Here is a 16,294-nt window from a genome sequence, read left to right as displayed (position 1 = left end):
GGTGGCCATAAGGTTACTCTGGAAACAGGCCGTATCGCACGTCAGGCGACCGGTGCTGTACTGGTGTCGATGGACGATGTATCGGTTTTGTGTACCGTAGTCGGTGCCAAAACGGCCAAAGAAGGACAGGACTTTTTCCCGCTGTCCGTACACTATCAGGAACGTACCTATTCAGCCGGTAAAATCCCCGGTGGTTTCTTCAAGCGCGAAGGCCGACCTTCCGAGAAAGAGACCCTGACCTCGCGTCTGATCGACCGACCGATTCGTCCGCTGTTCCCTAACGGATTCAAAAACGAAGTACAGGTTGTCTGTACGGTCATGTCGTCAGAAAAGGACGTTGATCCTGATATCGCTGCGATGATCGGCACCTCTGCCGCGTTGGCGATTTCCGGCATTCCTTTTGCTGGTCCCATCGGCGGTGCACGTGTTGGTTACAGCGCCGACAAGGGCTATTTCCTGAACCCCACCTACTCGGAGCTGGAAGCCAGCGAGCTGAACATGGTGGTGGCTGGTACCGAGCAAGCGGTACTGATGGTTGAGTCTGAAGCTTCTGAGCTGACCGAAGACCAAATGCTGGGTGCGGTATTGTATGCCCACCAGGAAATGCAGGCGGTTATCAAGGTTATCAATGAGCTGGTTGCTGAGACTGGTAAGCCCAAATGGGAGTGGTCGGCGCCGGAAGAAAACACAGCATTGATGGCTGCGGTTGCCGATGGTTACAAGGCTGCGCTTGGCGATGCGTACCGCATCACCGACAAAATGGAGCGTTACGGTAAGGTAAGCGAACTGCGTGAGCAGGCGATTGCCAGTATCGCCGGTGAAGGTTCTGAATTCAGTGCCGACGATGTAATCGGTGTATTTGCCAAGCTTGAGAAAAATATTGTTCGCCAGCGAATCCTGAACGGTGAAGCCCGGATTGACGGTCGCGACAATCGCACTGTGCGTCCAATCTCTGTTGAGGTGGGTGTACTGCCCAAGGCTCACGGTTCTTCGTTGTTTACCCGCGGTGAAACTCAGGCTATTGGTGTTGCCACGCTGGGTACCACTCGCGATGCGCAGCTGATAGATGCCCTGGAAGGCGAGCGCAAAGACAACTTCATGCTGCACTACAACTTCCCGCCTTATTCAGTCGGTGAGTGTGGACGCATGGGTGGCACTGGCCGTCGTGAAATTGGTCACGGTCGTCTGGCGCGTCGAGGTCTGGCTGCTGTTCTGCCAACTGCCGAAGAATTCCCGTACACCATTCGCGTGGTGTCGGAGATCACTGAATCCAATGGTTCCAGCTCCATGGCTTCTGTCTGCGTAGGCAGCCTGTCGCTGATGGACGCAGGTGTGCCGCTCAAGGCGCCGGTTGCCGGTATCGCCATGGGTCTGGTCAAGGAAGGTGAGCGTTTTGCCGTTCTGACTGACATTCTGGGTGATGAAGATCATCTCGGTGACATGGACTTCAAAGTTGCAGGTACTGCCAACGGTATCACTGCTCTGCAGATGGATATCAAGATCGAAGGTATCACTGAGAAGATCATGGAAATCGCACTGGAGCAGGCTCAGCAGGCTCGACTGCACATTCTGGGGCAGATGAACCAGGTACTGCAGGCACCGCGTGAAACTGTATCCACCAACGCGCCTAGCATGACTGTATTGAAAGTTGAGTCGGACAAAATCCGTGACATCATCGGTAAAGGCGGCGCAACCATTCGCAGCATCTGTGAAGAGACCGAAGCCCAGATCGATATCGAAGACGACGGTACCGTGCGAATCTATGGCGCCAACGCTGAATCGCGTGATGCGGCTGTAGATCGTGTACTGGCGATCACCGCTGAAGCTGAAGTGGGTGCGGTATACACCGGTAAGGTGTCGCGCATTGTCGACTTCGGTGCGTTTGTCACGATTCTGCCTGGCAAAGATGGCTTGGTACACATTTCTCAGATCGCTCACGAGCGTGTGGAAAATGTATCTGACTACCTGAAAGAAGGCGACGATATCCAGGTGAAAGTTCTGGATGTCGATCAGCGTGGCCGTATCAAACTCTCTATTAAAGAGTTGATTGAAAAAGCGGAAGCGCCGGCTGAAGCCAGTGAAGAAGCAGACGACTGATCACGTGTTGTGATAGAACAAAAGGAGCTTCGGCTCCTTTTTTTGTGCCTGTAAGTTAGGGTTTGCTCGCGAGTCCGGGTTTGATCTGGCAGTGACATGCGCACGTAGAACAGCAAGTGATTATGTGGAGGCATGCGTGAAAGCAAATTTGGATGAAACCATTGTGGTGGCTCGCTCGTTGGCGGATTGTTTTCGCTATGTGAAAGATTTTTCCACCATTGAACAGTGGGACCCCGGTGTATACCGGGCAGAAAAAATTACTTCGGGGCCGGTGCATGCGGGGACGGAGTTTGCATTGCTGCTCAATGTCGCTGGCGCACGGTTGTCCATGACCTACCAGCTGTGCTCGTTTGTAGAGAACGAGCAGCTGGTGTTGGAGGGCGAGGGCCGCAACCTTCATGCTGTCGACACCATCGATTTCAGGGATTGTGGCGATGGCCGCACCGAAATCCATTATCGCGCTGAATTGCGTTTGAAAGGTGTGCCACAAATTGCTTCGCCAGCTTTTATGCCTGTGCTGCGGAAGGTTGGGAGCAAGGCGGTTGGCGGCTTGAAGACCGCGCTCACGCTTCCTGCGGCCGCACCCACGACGGGATTTAACGCTGCGCTGAAAGATCGACTGGTGTTACCCGCAGCGCTGGACTTCACGGAACGCGGTTATCTGGCAATGCCCAACAAGGCGCTCAGCCAGTTTATGGATGGCAAGACCGTAGTTATAACCGGGCCTACCTCGGGCTTGGGTCTGGCAGCGGCTAAGGAATTTTCCCGGCTCGGCGCAAGTCTGGTATTGGTTGGTCGGGGCGAGGCGCGCCTGGGTGAAGCGCGGCAAGAGATTCTGGCTTTCAGTGGCGCGGCTGAAAATAGCGTTGACCTAGTTGAAGCAGAGTTGTCGCTCATGGCAGAGGTGAGTCGTGCCTGCGATGAGATACTGTCCCGTCATAAGTGCATCGACGTGCTGGTTAATAACGCAGGTGTATTGCCGCTCAGTCGGCAGGTAACTGCCGAAGGCAATGAGTTAACTCTGGCGGTTAATCTGCTGGCGCCAGTGTTGTTGATGCACCGGTTGTTGCCGGCCTTGAAAAACGCGTCTGGGCGAGTCGTCAATGTGGCCTCCGGGGGGATGTATCTCAGTGGTGTTGCCTTGGGTGATATGCAGTTCAGCAAAGGTGCGTTCGACGGTACTAAAGCATACGCGCGCGCCAAAAGAGCACTGGTTTCGTTGACCGAATGTTACGCTGAAGATTGGCAGCAGTTTGGCGTCGATTGCCACAGTATGCATCCGGGGTGGGCGTCTACGCCGGGCGTCGCCAAATCACTGCCGGTTTTCAACAAGGTGCTGGCTAGGAGGTTGCGTGATGCGCGGATGGGAGCTGACACCGTGGTTTGGCTGGCGGCATCACAGGAACTTGCGGGGCTTAGCGGCGATTTCTGGTTTGACCGGCAAGTGCATACCACTGCCGTTGTGCCTGGAACCGCACTGTCGAGCGGGAAAAGCCGGGCTCTAAAACGCTGGGTAAATAATGTATTGGGCCTAGAGGGCAATGAGCCATTGGGGCTCACACGTTAGGCGGATTGTTTAGTCTACCGTGCGCCCCTGATCTACGTTGTACACAGCGCCATGTACGGCCTTTGCCTCACTCGAGGCGAGAAACAACACCGTGGCGGCCACATCGTCGGGTGGCATGAACCCGCGGGCTGAGGCTGAGCGCATAATCAGTTCAAAATCCATGTCGTCGGCAAAGCTAATATTGTGTACTTGGGGGGTGTCCATCCCGCCGGGGCAGACTGCGTTAACTCGCAATCCGGTGTTGATAAACTCTAGAGCAAGTGCGCGGGTGAGGCCAATAAGGCCGTGCTTGGCTGCGCAGTAACTGGCTGAATATGGTTGTCCCTGAGACGATGCCAGAGAGCCAATATTGACGATATTTCCTTGTGTTTCCAGCAGGGCGGGAATGGCCGCCTGAGATAGGAAAAAGGGGGCGTTGAGGTTGATTGCTAGATCGTCGTGCCAGTCTTCAGCGCTAACCGAATGGCTGTGGCGAAAGCGGTGCACTCCGGCTACATTCAGCAGGATATCTAGTCTATCGAAATGATTCAGCGCTGCGGCAACTGCGGTATGACAGTTGGCGGGGCTCGACAGGTCGATATCGAGGGTTATTAAGCGTGCCTGTTCAGTTTCGCAGGAAACCTCATTTTGTAGCTGCGCAAGCTTTTCCCTTGAGCTGGCAACTGCCAGTACCCGCGCGCCTTCGCCAAGAAGCTGGAGCGCGCAAGCTCGGCCGAGCCCGGAAGAGGCGCCAGTTACCAAGGCTACTTTATCGGTAAATCGCAAAGGCTTCATCGCTCAGGTAGAGGCCTTGATAATACGCCATAGCAGACCTGGGAAATGTCGGCGCAACCACGTCAGTATTTTGGCTTCGGCGCCCGGATAGAGAAATTCCTTGTCAGCAGCGATCGCCTTTTCTACCTCATCGACGATGAACTCGGGGCTCGCCATACGACCTTTTTCGCGAGATTCTCGAATGTTTTTGGTGTCTAGTGCCTGATCGATCAGGGGCGTGTTCACCATGGGCGGATTTACCGCAAGAATATGAACACCGCTGCCCCGGTTCTCGTGAATAAGAACCTCTGTATAGGCGTTGGTCGCCGCTTTACTGGCGTTGTAGGCGCCCAGTTCCGGCGCCATCACATATCCGGCAATCGAGCCATAGACCACGATCAGTCCGCGCTTTCGCTGCTGCATGCGAGGTAGCATCACCTTGGTAAGGTGCACCGTTCCGTTGTAGTTAATTGCCATCATCTTGGTGATGAGGTCGGCAGGCATGTCCACCAATGGTCCGGTGGGCATAATGGCCGCGCAATGCGTTAGCTGGTCAATCGGGCCGAGTTTTTCCTCTACGGCCTCAATGGTTTCCCTTACCTGTTTCAAATCCGAAACATCGCAGCGAAAGGTAGTGATATTGTCAGATTCAGCGGCAGTTTTCGCCAGCCCCTCGTCGTTCATATCCAGCACGGCGACTTTAATCCCGCGACGGGCAAGGCGTATCGCGGTTAATTGGCCCATCCCGCTGGCACCGCCAGTTACAATGGCGGTCTTTACGTCAAGTGGCATGCTGGCTTCCTTGGTTTTTTCAGTGTGTTTCGCAGTGTGCCACAGGCGCGGATTGGCGCTTAATGAAGATTTTTTCACCTGTTAATGACGTTTCCCATTATTGGTCGTACTCGTCATAATGGTGGAAAGGAGAACAAGCCCTATGCGTATCACACCGGATGTCAGCGAGTTACTAGCGAGTATCTATGAGGGGCCGCTCGAGGCGGAACCCTGGCAGTCTTTTCTTGTCCTGTTGCGCTCGGTGATGGGAGCCAACTCAGCCACGCTGGTCCTCAAGCCGCCGTCCACAAGTGAGCGCGGGGTGCTGCGGATAGATGGGGGCCGTATGGAAGGGGTGGCCCGCTATCAGGAAAGTCTGTTTGCCATGGATCCTTTTCTGCATATACCGCCGGGCGAGGTAAAAACCCTGTTGGAACTCATTCCCGAGGAGGAATGGGTGGCGAGCGAACTCTACAAAGTGTGTATGGAACCGGCGGGTTTTTATGACAGTCTCGGGGTAGATATGCACGTGCCCGGCGAGATGGAGGCCGGTTTGCGGGTGACGCGGGACAAGGCCTCACCGCGATTTACGGATAACGACAAAGCCTTTATGCGCGATATAGTGGGGCATCTGGAGCGTGCGATCCGCATCCATGTGCGGATGAATAAAATTGAGTCTGAACGTGCCCTGTATGCCGGTGCAGTGGATCAGTTGTCGTTGGCCACTATATTGCTGGACGAAAAAGGGGCTGTACTGTCCTGTAACCGTATGGCGGAACAGCTGCTGGCACGTGAACCGGAGTTGCAGGTAAATAATGGCTACCTGCAGGTTGGTGACGAAGCGACCACCACTGAGTTGCAGCGTTTGATTGGTCTGGTGCTGGAGCAACAGCAACACGGAGGCCCTGCCGTGATTGAAGCCATGCGTATCAGGCGCGATGGCGACTATGCCGACCTTGGGGTTGCGGTGCGCCCGGTGCCGATGAATGAGTGGTCCGAGGGGCGTTCCGTACCAACGGTCGCGATCTTCATCAGTGATCCCGATTTTGGTGCCGAAGCGCCAGTGCAAGTCATCACCCGCCTATTCGGATTTACTCCCACTGAAGCACAGCTGTCGCTGTTGCTGGCCGAAGGTCTGAGTTTGGATGAGGCATCCCAAGCGTTGGGTATCAGCCGCAATACGGCGCGTACCCACTTGCGTTCGGTGTTCAACAAGACCGGTGTGAGCCGGCAAACTCTGCTGGTGCGCCTGATTCTCAAAAGTGTCGCCCAATTGGCATGGGAAGGTGGCTAGGCTGGAGCCATAAGCCACTGAAAATAGAGATGTTCCACGGTTTGAGTTATAGATTCTGTGAATTTGACCGTTGTGTCATATTACTGTAAATAAAGGGGTTACCACTTCAAAATGCAGTATGGCGGTAGTGCCGTAGAGGAAGGCTAGGTGTGATCATTGATCGAATAAATCCCCCCCGAATAATGTTGGCCCTAGGGCTGCTGTCAGCCCTATTGTCGGGTTGTAATAGCAGTAGTAGCAGCTCATCCGGAACAGGTAGTTCCAGCAGCTCGATCGTTGTCGAGAGCTTTATCAACGACGCATCGACGCGACTGGCAGCATTTGATGTGGAGGGGCCGCGCGACCCCCTGTGTTCTCCCGATGAAGCCTCGGGGCTGCCTCTGCCTCTGGCTTATATGGCCTATCGTCGAGATGAAACGCCAACGCGCTTGGTGGTATTTGCCCATGGTATTTCCCATGAGGTAAATCGCAGCTGGGTACCGCATATGCGCCGTGAACTCATGCTCGCCCGGTTTTTACAGAACAACCCCGGCAATGTAGCTTTTGTAAGCACAAACTATCGCGACAACTATGGTTTTCCCGCGCTGCGTGGCGCCCACGATACCATTGCTGCCACCCTGCATATGCTTGAAAAATTTCCTACCATCGAAACTGTTTATCTGTTCGGTGTCTCGATGGGGGGCGCTGTTTCCGGTACTGCGATAGCCGAGTCGGTTGATCTGGCCAATGGCGGCTCAAAGTTTACCGAAGATGGCTCTCCGCTGTTTGATTACTGGATCGACGTAGAAGGTGTAAGTTCGATAATTGAGACATACTCCGAAGCTGCGGCCGCTGCCGGGGGTACCGGCAATGAAACAGCGATGGCGGCCCAGTCTGGCATTGAGCGGGATACTGGCGGTTCGCCCGTGCAATGTCCGCTGGCCTACGAGCGTCGATCACCTGTTTTTCAAGCGGCACTGATGAAGCGGGCCGGTATCCGGGCCGCGACGGTAGTGCATGCAGTCAATGATGGTCTGGTGCCCTACAATCAGGGGCGGCAGATGGCTGGAGCGCTTGCGACTGCCACCATCCCCACCCAGTTTTATACCATTGTGGGTGTTTTTCCCGGGCAAAACCCGGGTAGTACCGGCACCGGAACACTGGGCGCCGGTGAGGCAGATCCGCTGTTGAATCTGGCGGGCCACGCCTCGGAAGCTGACGCTTTTCATCCGGTTATGCGTACGGCGTTTGAGCAGTTACGCAAAATGCTGGATGGCACGTACAACGAAACGGCGCCCTATTTTGAGTGTGTCATTGATCCCAACCTACCGCCTGATTCCTGCCAGGTAGACCAGTTTCAATAGCAACGGTAAGCGATTGAGCTATTCACTCCTGTACCTTCAGTGACGAGCGTGGATAATGGCCAGACTGAACGGGAGAAATTATGTCTTCGACAGCCTGGCTGAACGGCGCCGACGATGTCGTCAATCGCTTATTGCTACAACTTGGAAAAACATTGGTTGTTGCTTTACCACTTGGCCTCGGCAAACCAGTGCCTTTGGTCAATGCCCTGTACCAGCGGGCTAAAAATGACCCGTCAATTAATCTCACTTTTCTGACAGCGCTCAGTCTGGAGCGTCCGCCGCCGGGTGATTCATTGCAGTCCCGCTTTCTCGAGCCGACGCTGCAGCGTATTTATCACGGCTGTCCGTCGTTGGCGTACATGCACGACCTGCGCGAGCAGACGGTGCCAGCCAATATCACCATCAAGGAATTCTTTTTTCAGCCCGGTAGTCGGCTGGGTAACGCGCATGCGCAGTATCACTACATCAGTTCGAATTACACGCATGCCGCCCGAGACGTGTTCGAAAACGGCTGCAATGTTGTCCTGCAGATGGTGGCTAGCCGTGAAATTGATGGGCGTCGTAAGCTCAGTATGAGCTGTAACCCTGATACATCGGCAGAGCTAGTCGAACGGCTCACAGCATCGGGGCGCGAATTTCGGTCGGTTGCCGTTCTCAATCGCGAGCTGCCCTACATGTGTGGTGACGCTGAAGTGGATCCGGATTTTTACGATATGGTGCTCGAGGCGCCTACGCTTGATCATCCGTTATTCAGTGCGCCCAAGCTTCAACCTTTGGGAGACGTGGATTATCTGTTGGGTCTGCATGCCAGCTGTCTGGTTGCCGATGGCGGAACCCTGCAGATTGGAATTGGCGCACTGGGTGACGCAGTAACGTACGCCTTGTGTTTACGACAACAGAACAATGCGGTTTACAAAGAGGCATTGCTTCGGACCGGTATCCTGACACCCGAGCGGCGTGATTTTATAAAGCGCGTCGGTGGAGCCGGGCCTTTTGAGCGCGGCTTGTATGGTGCAACAGAGATGCTGGTAGAAGGGTTTATGCACCTTCAACAGGCGGGTATTCTCAAGCGCGAAGTCTATGATTTCTGGGCGCTGCAGCAGCTTATTAACGCCGGAGATTGCGATCCAGAACGGCTCGATAGCTCGGTATTGGAAGGTTTGGCTGAGCAGGGTGTGCGTGAAATTCGCGGTAAGGACTTCAAGGTGCTCCAGCATCACGGATTGTTCCGCGATGACTGCCAGTACAGTGACGGTTATGTCATTGCGCCTGATGGTTCGCGCGTGCCTGCGAATATGGCCAACCCTCACTCTCGGCGCGTTATGGCAACGCAGTGCCTTGGCACTTGCCTGAGAAATGGCCAAATTCTACACGGTGGTTTCTATCTGGGTAGTCAGGATTTCTATCAACGTCTGCGGGGTTTGCCGGAAATACTGCGTCAAAAAATCAATATGACCGGTGTTGATAAGATCAATCAGCTGGACATGAACCCCCGTTTATATCGAGCGCAGCGAATCCATGCCCGGTTTATCAACACTGGATTAAAAGTCACCTTAAATGGTGCTGTTGTATCTGACACACTGCAGAGTGGACAAGTGCTTTCCGGTGTTGGTGGTCAGTATAACTTTGTAGCAATGGCGCACCAGTTACAGACCGGGCGCTCTGTCATCATGTTGCGTGCGGTGCGTGAAAGTAATGGTCATGCCGAATCCAATATCGTTTGGGAATACGGCGCCTGCACGATTCCCCGGCATTTGAGAGATGTTGTGGTGACTGAGTACGGTATCGCGGATTTGCGCGGTAAATCGGATGGCGAGGTTATCAAGGCGCTGTTGAATGTTGCTGATTCCCGCTTTCAGCAAAATCTGCTGGCAACAGCGATACGAGCTGGAAAAATCGAGCCCGACTACCATATTCCAGAGCAGTTTTCGGAGAACACGCCACAGCGGGTCAAGCAGACACTGCAAGATCTGCGTCATGATGGCGGCTTTCCCGCTTACCCCTTTGGTTGTGATTTCACGCCAGAGGAACTCGCCGTCGCCAAAGCGCTTAAAACTGTTGGTAAGAGTAAAATTCAGCTTTGCCTGGATGCGCTCACTCCCGTTGGAAAATCGGTACCCGCGGTTTGGCAATGGCTTCGCGTGCTGAGGCTCAGTGCGCCGAAATCGTTGCGGGATCGTGTCATGCGAAATGTATTGGGTGCTGCCTTGCGCCGGGCACTAAAGAGCGATAAGCGCGAAGAATAGTCTTTCTAACTCACATGATAAGCCGTTACGTGACCGTGTTCGCGTTATGTGGCGCGTAAAACACAATCTGTTTTAATTTGTCTTTTTTACCTTGATGCGTGAGCCGGGTCACGAAATTTGGCGGCAAGAATGTGACGCCTGTCAGCATTGCTACTCCTTGATCTCCTAAACTTCGCCATGACATCAGCGCTACCAGCGTGTGCTGACTTTCCTATAAAAAAAGTGTCGTTTATGGAGTCTTATAAATGAAGAAATTGCTTCTCCTGGCCATGGGGGGATTGCTGTTATCTGGCTGTCAATCTGAATCGGGCAGTGATGCGACCAGCGCCGAGTTTACTGAGGTAAGTGAACAGGCAACGATGAAGATTGCAAATGTGGGCGAGGCAGTTAGCGGCCGCTACATTGTTGTTCTAGAAAAGCTTGATGTATTGGGCCTAGCGGATTTGACTACCCGGATTCAAGCGTTGGCATCAACTTACGGTATTACTACGGGGCGCGTTTTCGAACACGCGCTGACAGGGTTCGTTGCGGAAATGCCTGCCGATGTTGCTGCCATGTTAGCCCTTGACCCGCTGGTTAAGTACATTGAACCCGATCGCATCGTTGCTGCGACCGCCGTGCAGTCCAATGCTACCTGGGGCTTGGATCGACTGGATCAGCCTGCCTTGCCGCTTAATGGCAGTTATAGCTATTCGGTCAACGGCGGTGGTGTACATGCCTACGTGATTGATACCGGTATTCGCACAACTCACAATGAGTTTTCCGGCCGAATGGGTAGTGGCCATAACACCGTGAGCACTGGCGGCGGGCTGTTAGGTGGCGGCTCCGCTAACCCGGATGACACTGAAGACTGTAATGGCCACGGTACTCATGTTGCCGGTACGGTTGGTGGTTCTGTCTATGGTGTCGCCAAAAATGTGACGCTCTATCCGGTCAGAGTGCTCGATTGTAATGGCAGCGGTTTTAATTCTGCCGTTATTGCAGGCGTTGATTGGGTTATGGCTAATCACCAGAAGCCAGCGGTTGCGAACATGAGTTTGGGCGGGGGCAACAGTCAAGCCCTCGATGATGCGGTTCGCTCTGCAATCAACGCCGGCGTCACTTTCGTTGTAGCTGCGGGCAATGATAATACCGATGCTTGCACCGGTTCTCCCAATCGTGTTGCAGAAGCTCTTACCGTTGGTTCAACGACCAGCAGTGATGCGCGGTCCTCGTTTTCGAACAAAGGGTCGTGCGTCGATATTTTTGCACCCGGATCCAGCATTCGGTCGGCGGGTATCAGTAATAACAGCAGCACGGCGACTATGAGTGGCACCTCCATGGCGGCGCCTCATGTAGCTGGGATCGCAGCGCTGTATTTGTCGACCAAACCGGCAGCGGCCCCTGGCGAGGTGTTTAATGCTGTGCTTGGTGCGGGAACGTCAGGCAAGCTGAGCAGCCTGGGTGCAGGGTCACCCAACCTGCTGGCCCAGAACAGCGTGAACGGTGAAGGTGTCGACCTGCCCCCAGTGGCTAACCTGACTGTAGACTGCGCTGATCTGACGTGTACCTTTGACGCCAGCAACAGTTCAGACGATAGTGGCATTGCCAGCTATAGCTGGAATTTTGGCGACGGTAATACAGGGCAGGCGGCTGTTCTGGCCCATACGTATGCCGCAGCTGGCACCTATACGGTCACATTAGAAATTCAGGATACGGCCGGGCAATCCGATTCAGCGGTGCAAAGTGTTGTTGTGACGGAAGCTGGAAGCGGTCCTTGCAGTCAATGTGAATCAACCTCTGGCACGCTGAGCAATGGCCAGGTTGTCTATGTTCCTGCAAACGGGTTCGAGAGTGCTGGCGGTCGTTTTCAGGCGTGGCTTGAAGGTCCGGCAAATGCCGATTTCGACTTGCGGCTTGAAAAATACTCCTGCTCGCTATTCTGTAGCTGGAGCAGCGTATCGCGATCGGAATCCAACAGCAGCAGCGAAGAGATCGATTACAACGGCAACTCCGGTCAGTATCGCTGGCGCGTAAGTTCCTACAGCGGTTCAGGGGCCTACGAGTTCTGGTACCAGAACCCCTGATAGCCGTCCTTAAATGGCACGAATGGGCTCACCCATTCGTGCCATTGTGTGACTTTCCTCTGCTTGCTATTGTCGGTGCTCCAATAACAACAGGAGCGCACCATGGGCAACGCTTACAAGGCGCAGCAAGCCAGTTTTCAATCGGGTGAATATGTCCTTGCCGGTGACCGCGAGGGCTGGCTGAGTCTGTTTGCTGACGACGCTGTCGTGCAAGACCCGGTCGGTGAATCACCGCTGGATCCGAGTGGTCAGGGTCATCGTGGAAAGGAAGCAATTGCCGCGTTTTACGATACGGTGATTGGCCCCGGCGATATGCAGAAGTTTGAAATCACTGGTTCACACCCGGCGGGTGATGAATGTGCAAACATTGTAGAAATCCGTAACCTGCTCGGCGATACCGTCGTGGAAATGCAAATGGTCGTGGTTTACACGGCCAATGACGAAGGCAAACTGGTGTCTCTGAAAGCCTACTGGGATTTCAACAAAACGATGTCGTAAAAAAAGCCGGCGAACCGGCTTTTTATTCGCGGCCGATTCGTCGTTCACCCTTATATCGGTAGAAGCCTGCGGTTTCTTCCTGGCGGATAAGTTCGGCATCATGACCAAAAACGTTATTCTGTAAGGCATACAGTGCTTGTTCCTGCTGATGCCCATCGTATTCGCTTAGTATTTTCTGCCGTTCGGCCATGTAAGCCTGCCCGGCTTCCCAAGCAATATCCCGTTTTTCATCCAGGTTTTCCCAGCGATCCAGGGCGTCCGCATTCATTCCTAAAGCTGCCCGTACCTTGCGTAGCTCCCGACGTCGCTCAGGGGCTGGCATCGCTCTAAGGGTCGACTGCACGGACGGCAACTCTACGAATTTGCTCAGTAGTTCGGTCTGTCGGGTTTCAATGAATTTATCGCTGTGTTCGCCGTAACTTTCCTGCACGCTATCCATCAAAGCGTCGAGTTTTGTTTGCAGATCAGCGTCCTTGTCCTGATCGATTCTTGCGAGCGTCTCTGAGATTTTCTGGTTACGCAACTCTGCCGCCCAGATTTTTTCCGCGTCTTCACCAAAGGCTGCATAGCGTTTATCCCACAATGCCTGACGCCGCTCTTCAGGGGTCATTTGTTGCAATTGTTTCCGGTCCACCAGCAGCCATTCGTTGTAGCGTTCCAGTGACTCGAATTTATTCTGCAAACTGGCCGCCAATTCGGGAAAGCTGGCATTGAGGAAGGCTGCAACCCGTTCCCGCCAATCGTCGGGATAGTGCGCTTTTAAATAGGAAATGAGTTGCTCGAGAAAGCGTATTTGCGCATGTTGTATATGAATGTGCGGTGCAAACCGACTTTGCATATCGGCGACAAAAAAAGCGTTGCGCTCTTCGTCGCTACTCCATTTTGGTTCTGTGGCCGCCGCGGTGGGCGCCTCATTCTGGTATTCAGGAATGGCCTGTTCTGCCGTAGCCTCGCGTGTTGGCTGCAGTGTGGCCGTGGATTTGTTACTTGGCCAGAAGGTGAAAACCAGTGCAGCTGCCGCTGCACTGGTGATCAATATGGCCGGAACCTTGTTCGCCATAATACCTCCGCTTAAAAGCCGTTGTCGGCAATGAAGTCGGTAATGGCAGCGTAGAATTCCATTTCATCAAAGGTATCGGGCGGTACGCCGATGATATCCAAGTGATCCTGATTGATTTTCCAAGCGTGGGAGGTCATCTGAGTGGCGTCAGGCGCGTTCAGATCTGCAACGTAGCCGGTGTTGGTCTGGGTCCAGACATAGTCGAGGCAGCCATAGCATTCCCAATACTCGAGCCGGTAACCCATTTGCTGGGAGTTGATGCCCACAAGACCGTCATCATCGTTGTCGCTGGCGTTTCCGTCTCCTGTGCCCAGTGCGCCGTCGCCGTTGGCGTCATAGCTTGCGTAGCCGTCACCGTCGATTTCTGTCCAGAGCTCTTTAAGCAGGTACAGCGCCGGATTCATGTTGCCGTTATCCTGTCCGGTCAGGAAGCTGCGAGAGCGCTCGATGTTGGCGGTTCCGGCGGGGTAAGCCTGGTTAAAGGCATACGTGCCGGTTGTTACGCCGTCATTGGGGTCGTAGTCGTGGTTCACCAGCTGCTTGAGCGCCGCGATCGCGTCGTTACCGCCACCATAGATCACATTGCCAAAATACTCGGCCAGTGTTTCCAGAATGGTGGTGACGCCAGGCTGCAAATTCAGCACATATTGCGCAATGGGTGAGCCACGGTGAGGTGAGGAAATACTGATGGCGTATTTGACCACCCGATAACCGCGGTTATCGTGCAACAGTTTGGCTGCTTTACGCAGATCAAGGCCGCCTTGTGAGTGACCGATGACGTTAACGTAGCTGTGCCCGGATGAGGCGAGGTAATTCTGAATATCCTGGTAGAGTTCGTAGCCGCGTTGCTCTGAGCTAGCGAAGGGCGTTACCGAGGCAACAAAAGATTCCTGCTGCGAGTTAATGTCGTGGTTGCAGTAGTATTCACCCCAGCTGCAGGTGTCCAATACGTAAACGCCATAGTCGTCGCCCCAGTAGTCATAGCCGAGTATATCGTCAAAGCCGGCCATGCCGTGGGCAAATACAATGGGGTAGGTGGTTTTATTGGCATCGCGTGCCTGTGCGGACATGGTGAATACACTGCATATCACCATCAAGGCTGTTGTCAGCCTGGTTCGCATCTTCATACGTTTCTCCTTTTTCTTTTGTTACTTTTATAGTGGCCGTATGGCCGGAGTTTGTATGACAAACTGCGTCAATTAAGGTGTTGCCGGGTGGTGCTCCTCCTTTTGGCTCTAGAAAAATAGAGACACCAGCAGATGCTGGCGTCTCTGGGTAGCTTACTTCACCAGTTCGCGACCGATGATCAGCTTCATGATTTCGTTCGTGCCGCCATAGATGCGCTGTACACGGGCGTCGGCCCAGGCGCGGGCGACCGGGTATTCCCACATGTAGCCATAGCCACCGTGCAACTGCAGGCACTCATCCATGACTTTGCCTTGCAGATCGGTGCTGAGCATTTTGGCTTTGGCAGCGGTGACCGCGTCGAGCTTTTCATCGATATGCAGTTCCAGGCAGCGATCAATGAAGACCGTGGCGGAAGTGAGATCGGTGTCGAGCTCAGCCAGTTTGAACTGGGTGTTCTGGAAAGTTGCGATGGATTTGCCGAAGGCTTTGCGCTCAGTCACATACTCAATGGTCTTTTCCAGAATTGCCTGAGAGCTGTGAATGGCCAGGATGGCGATGTTGAGGCGCTCCTGAGGCAAATCCTGCATCAAGTAGACAAAACCCATGCCCTCTTCACCGAGCAGGGCTTCCTTGGGGACGCGAACGTCTTGAAAGAAGAGCTCCGAGGTGTCCTGAGCTTTCAGGCCGATCTTGTGCAGGTTTTTGCCTTTCTCAAAGCCGGGCGTGCCCGCTTCCACCAGAAACAGGCTGGTGCCTTTGGCGCCAGCAGATGGGTCGGTTTTGGCGACCACGACCACTAGGTCAGCGTGCTGACCATTGGTAATGAAGGTTTTGGAACCATTGATGATGTAGTCGTCGCCGTCCTTGATCGCCGTAGTCTTGATGCCTTGCAGGTCGGAGCCAGCGGCAGGCTCGGTCATGGCGATGGCTGTTACAATCTCGCCGGATACGCACTTGGGCAGATATTTTTGTTTCTGCTCCTCGGTGCCGTAGCGAACGATGTAGGGCACGGCAATATCCGAGTGCAGACCCCAGCCGATACCGGTCAGGCCAGAGCGGGCACATTCTTCGTCAACAATAGCGTTGTAGCGGAAATCCACGCCAACGCCGCCGTATTCCTCGGGTACCGTCGGGGCCAGAAAGCCTTGTTCGCCAGCTTTATTCCAAAGCGCACGGTCGACCTGACCGTCTTCTTCCCATTGCTCGTGGTAGGGTGCTGCTTCGGTCTCAAGAAATTTGCGCACAGACTCTCGGAACATTTCGTGTTCCGGCTCGTAAACCGTTCTTGGGATCATGGTTGATTTCCTTTGGGTTATCGATGTTGTCGCCGATCACAGAGCTTACTACGGGATCAGCCCGGATAGAGATCACCAAGCTTAATAGCGGATATTCACAATGGAAAGCCAGACATGAAATGTCCGGTAAGTGATTGATAGCATTCACAGTAGTTGCTTGAGCGATTATCATTCAG

Annotated in this window: 12 protein-coding genes; 7 read left to right on the top strand and 5 right to left on the bottom strand. The window is 54.0% G+C overall.

The features are described 5' to 3' along the window. Together pnp and ABYP39_RS03215 are read left to right on the top strand one after the other, a co-directional pair. The coding region (gene pnp / locus ABYP39_RS03220) for a polyribonucleotide nucleotidyltransferase (protein ID WP_372781113.1) at window positions 1–2,097 on the top strand (2,097 nt) is incomplete at its 5' end. A 136-nt stretch (window positions 2,098–2,233) separates the two neighbouring features. Further along, on the top strand, window positions 2,234–3,664 hold the full coding sequence (locus ABYP39_RS03215) for an SDR family NAD(P)-dependent oxidoreductase (RefSeq protein WP_372781111.1): 1,431 nt from the start codon (window positions 2,234–2,236) through the stop codon (window positions 3,662–3,664). A gap of 9 nt (window positions 3,665–3,673) precedes the next feature. On the opposite strand, the gene ABYP39_RS03210 is transcribed toward ABYP39_RS03215, so the two are convergent. Further along, window positions 3,674–4,429, bottom strand: coding sequence for an SDR family NAD(P)-dependent oxidoreductase (locus ABYP39_RS03210; protein ID WP_372781109.1), 756 nt, complete (start codon window positions 4,427–4,429; stop codon window positions 3,674–3,676). Between the two features lie 12 nt (window positions 4,430–4,441). Beyond that, window positions 4,442–5,209 (bottom strand): SDR family NAD(P)-dependent oxidoreductase, encoded by a 768-nt coding sequence (locus tag ABYP39_RS03205; protein ID WP_372749911.1) that lies wholly within the window; start codon window positions 5,207–5,209, stop codon window positions 4,442–4,444. A 142-nt stretch (window positions 5,210–5,351) separates the two neighbouring features. Between ABYP39_RS03205 and ABYP39_RS03200 the strand changes: the two genes are divergently transcribed. From ABYP39_RS03200 to ABYP39_RS03180, 5 genes are all read left to right on the top strand, one after another. Continuing rightward, window positions 5,352–6,482 carry a helix-turn-helix transcriptional regulator gene (locus ABYP39_RS03200; protein WP_372749912.1) on the top strand — a complete coding sequence of 377 codons (1,131 nt, stop codon included), beginning with the start codon at window positions 5,352–5,354 and terminating at the stop codon, window positions 6,480–6,482. Window positions 6,483–6,631: 149 nt separating this feature from the next. Next, window positions 6,632–7,825 carry an alpha/beta hydrolase family protein gene (locus ABYP39_RS03195; protein ID WP_372781107.1) on the top strand — a complete coding sequence of 398 codons (1,194 nt, stop codon included), beginning with the start codon at window positions 6,632–6,634 and terminating at the stop codon, window positions 7,823–7,825. 80 nt (window positions 7,826–7,905) lie between these two features. Continuing rightward, window positions 7,906–10,071, top strand: coding sequence for an acetyl-CoA hydrolase/transferase C-terminal domain-containing protein (locus tag ABYP39_RS03190; RefSeq protein WP_372781105.1), 2,166 nt, complete (start codon window positions 7,906–7,908; stop codon window positions 10,069–10,071). A 245-nt stretch (window positions 10,072–10,316) separates the two neighbouring features. Further along, window positions 10,317–12,137, top strand: coding sequence for a S8 family serine peptidase (locus tag ABYP39_RS03185; protein WP_372781103.1), 1,821 nt, complete (start codon window positions 10,317–10,319; stop codon window positions 12,135–12,137). Window positions 12,138–12,239: 102 nt separating this feature from the next. Then, the gene (locus ABYP39_RS03180; RefSeq protein WP_372747827.1) at window positions 12,240–12,635 is read left to right on the top strand and encodes a nuclear transport factor 2 family protein; all 396 of its coding nucleotides are present in this window, start codon (window positions 12,240–12,242) and stop codon (window positions 12,633–12,635) included. 22 nt (window positions 12,636–12,657) lie between these two features. Here ABYP39_RS03180 and ABYP39_RS03175 read toward each other — a convergent pair whose 3' ends face one another. The 3 genes from ABYP39_RS03175 to ABYP39_RS03165 form a co-directional block, all read right to left on the bottom strand. Then, window positions 12,658–13,695 carry a hypothetical protein gene (locus tag ABYP39_RS03175; RefSeq protein WP_372781101.1) on the bottom strand — a complete coding sequence of 346 codons (1,038 nt, stop codon included), beginning with the start codon at window positions 13,693–13,695 and terminating at the stop codon, window positions 12,658–12,660. An 11-nt stretch (window positions 13,696–13,706) separates the two neighbouring features. Beyond that, window positions 13,707–14,822 carry an esterase/lipase family protein gene (locus ABYP39_RS03170; protein ID WP_372781099.1) on the bottom strand — a complete coding sequence of 372 codons (1,116 nt, stop codon included), beginning with the start codon at window positions 14,820–14,822 and terminating at the stop codon, window positions 13,707–13,709. 153 nt (window positions 14,823–14,975) lie between these two features. After that, complete coding sequence (locus ABYP39_RS03165) at window positions 14,976–16,118, bottom strand: acyl-CoA dehydrogenase family protein (protein ID WP_372747824.1); 1,143 nt, start codon at window positions 16,116–16,118, stop codon at window positions 14,976–14,978. Window positions 16,119–16,294 lie beyond the last annotated feature (176 nt).

The organism is Litorivivens sp., assembly GCF_041625495.1.
Lineage (GTDB): Bacteria > Pseudomonadota > Gammaproteobacteria > Pseudomonadales > Spongiibacteraceae > Litorivivens.
The sequence above is the reverse complement of the archived record's forward strand: the minus strand, read 5'-3'. Positions and strand labels throughout refer to the sequence as shown.

Coding starts and splice junctions, on each gene's coding strand:
- ABYP39_RS03205 (WP_372749911.1), bottom strand. CDS start 5,209: ATGCCACTTGACGTAAAGACCGCCATTGTAACTGGCGGTGCCAGCGGG.
- ABYP39_RS03200 (WP_372749912.1), top strand. CDS start 5,352: ATGCGTATCACACCGGATGTCAGCGAGTTACTAGCGAGTATCTATGAG.
- ABYP39_RS03190 (WP_372781105.1), top strand. CDS start 7,906: ATGTCTTCGACAGCCTGGCTGAACGGCGCCGACGATGTCGTCAATCGC.
- ABYP39_RS03185 (WP_372781103.1), top strand. CDS start 10,317: ATGAAGAAATTGCTTCTCCTGGCCATGGGGGGATTGCTGTTATCTGGC.
- ABYP39_RS03180 (WP_372747827.1), top strand. CDS start 12,240: ATGGGCAACGCTTACAAGGCGCAGCAAGCCAGTTTTCAATCGGGTGAA.
- ABYP39_RS03175 (WP_372781101.1), bottom strand. CDS start 13,695: ATGGCGAACAAGGTTCCGGCCATATTGATCACCAGTGCAGCGGCAGCT.
- ABYP39_RS03170 (WP_372781099.1), bottom strand. CDS start 14,822: ATGAAGATGCGAACCAGGCTGACAACAGCCTTGATGGTGATATGCAGT.
- ABYP39_RS03165 (WP_372747824.1), bottom strand. CDS start 16,118: ATGATCCCAAGAACGGTTTACGAGCCGGAACACGAAATGTTCCGAGAG.